Genomic DNA, 1604 nt, shown 5'->3' on the forward strand with positions numbered 1-1604 from the left:
CGCGACGGTCATCGCGTCGATGAAACTGAACTCGTGGTTAGCGTGCGTCTGATGGACGAACACGGCACGATCGGGACGCCCGCGAAGGCGTCGCCGAACCGGTCGACAATCTGGGTCGCTTCGTACCCGACAACAGTGACCAGCCCGTTGGTCGGTCTGCCGTCAGCTCGCCAAGTCGGCTGCCCCGCCCGGCAGCGGGAATGACGGCGTCCATACCAGCACTAGCACACACCACCTGTCTCAATCCGTCGGCAGGCTGATCGCATATTCTCAGCTATCGCAGTCCAGACTGCAGTAGTCTAAACTACGTTACGGCGCTGCCGTGCCAACATTCTCATTCGATCTCGCAAAAGAGATGTCAATTTCGAGACCGTCATACCTCAGTTTCGGTTTCTTGGTTGCCTAACCCGTCAACCTCGAACTCGATAACACCGATATCGTCAAGTTCAGAGAGGTTTCGATGAACCTGCTTGTAGTCCCGGTCTACCAGTTCGGCGGCTTCGCGGATGCTTTCAGGTTCATGTTTGGATATTACCTCTAACAGCTCCAAGTTCTTCGGACTGAGGAGCCGGCTAAGTTCAGCGTACGAACCGAAGTTCAGTATCGGTTGGGCGTCATCAAGATCTTCACCCTCCTGAGCGGCTTTGATACGACTACGCATGCGTTGATCGAGGCGGTCGCGCTCGCTGATGGTAACTTTGTGCGTGTGCATATGGTGTATTCCTCCTAGGAGCGTCCTACTCCGATCAGTCTACCGGAACGGGCGTTATTTTTTCAATTTCACGCTTGAAGCGGTCGGTTCGCTTACCAGAGCTTTATTAGCAATGTCGCTCGCGGTTGTCGGCGATGTTGTTTGTTCAATTGTCTAGTGGACGTGCCCTAATGTGGTCGTTGAATCCCGCTACTGGTCACGTGCGCGAGTGAGCGTCTCATGATTGAAGCCAGGAGCTATAATCAATTGTTCGATTCCTCACATAATATACTTCTCTGAAAAATTATTGCTGTGTCTGTAGGTGGCTTGTCTCCTTGAGATAGCGACAGAAACGACGACTATCGATGTTTTTGTTACCCAAATCCATAGCCAGTATCGCGAGCGTTATGATATGTATTCAGCGCCGTTATCGATGAGCGAGTGGGCTTGTTCCCGGGGGTTCTCAGTCATATAAAGTTCATGAGAGTCCATTCGGATTTCAGAGTGTACGCTTCTTTACGATCAAGCCCCTGCTCCACAGCCCGGATAATGACACCAACCATATCAGTGACTGTCCCCCCAAGTCCGCGAGCTGTGATCCTCGTCTTATTTAATGTATCAGTGATATGATATTCGACGTTTTTTGTCATTGTCATCGATTACACAATATTTTAATGCGAGCGTTGTTACTCAGAGTTTGAGTAACTAATGTCGATCATTGTCACTGGCGGCGACGGATATCTTGGCTGGCCGACTGGGCTTCGGATTGCATCAGAGACAGACGATCGCGTGCTTCTTGTCGATAATCTCGCTCGTCGAGAGTGGGTTTCCGAAGTTGGCTCTGTGTCAGCAACACCTATCGCCTCAATGGAAACCCGACTCACCGCCGCTCAGGAAGTTCACGGGCTGAGAA

At 51.4% G+C, this 1604-nt stretch carries 2 protein-coding genes and 2 pseudogenes; 2 read left to right on the top strand and 2 right to left on the bottom strand.

Annotated features, from left to right (window positions below):
• Nucleotides 1-204 (top strand): hypothetical protein (locus J07HQW2_RS18055; RefSeq protein WP_303704010.1); only part of this gene is annotated, 204 nt, incomplete at its 5' end.
• A 105-nt stretch (nucleotides 205-309) separates the two neighbouring features.
• On the opposite strand, the pseudogene J07HQW2_RS06850 reads toward J07HQW2_RS18055, so the two are convergent.
• Nucleotides 310-712: pseudogene (locus J07HQW2_RS06850) on the bottom strand (transcriptional regulator).
• 446 nt (nucleotides 713-1158) lie between these two features.
• Nucleotides 1159-1341 (bottom strand): hypothetical protein, encoded by a 183-nt coding sequence (locus J07HQW2_RS06855; protein ID WP_303704011.1) that lies wholly within the window; start codon nucleotides 1339-1341, stop codon nucleotides 1159-1161.
• A gap of 58 nt (nucleotides 1342-1399) precedes the next feature.
• Here J07HQW2_RS06855 and J07HQW2_RS06860 point away from each other — a divergent pair.
• Nucleotides 1400-1604: pseudogene (locus J07HQW2_RS06860) on the top strand (UDP-sulfoquinovose synthase); the annotation flags it as partial.

The organism is Haloquadratum walsbyi J07HQW2 (assembly GCF_000415985.1).
Classification (GTDB): domain Archaea; phylum Halobacteriota; class Halobacteria; order Halobacteriales; family Haloferacaceae; genus Haloquadratum; species Haloquadratum walsbyi_B.

Bases quoted from the DNA above. Each gene is read 5' to 3' on its own strand.
- J07HQW2_RS06855 (WP_303704011.1), bottom strand. From the start codon at position 1,341: ATGACAAAAAACGTCGAATATCATATCACTGATACATTAAATAAGACG.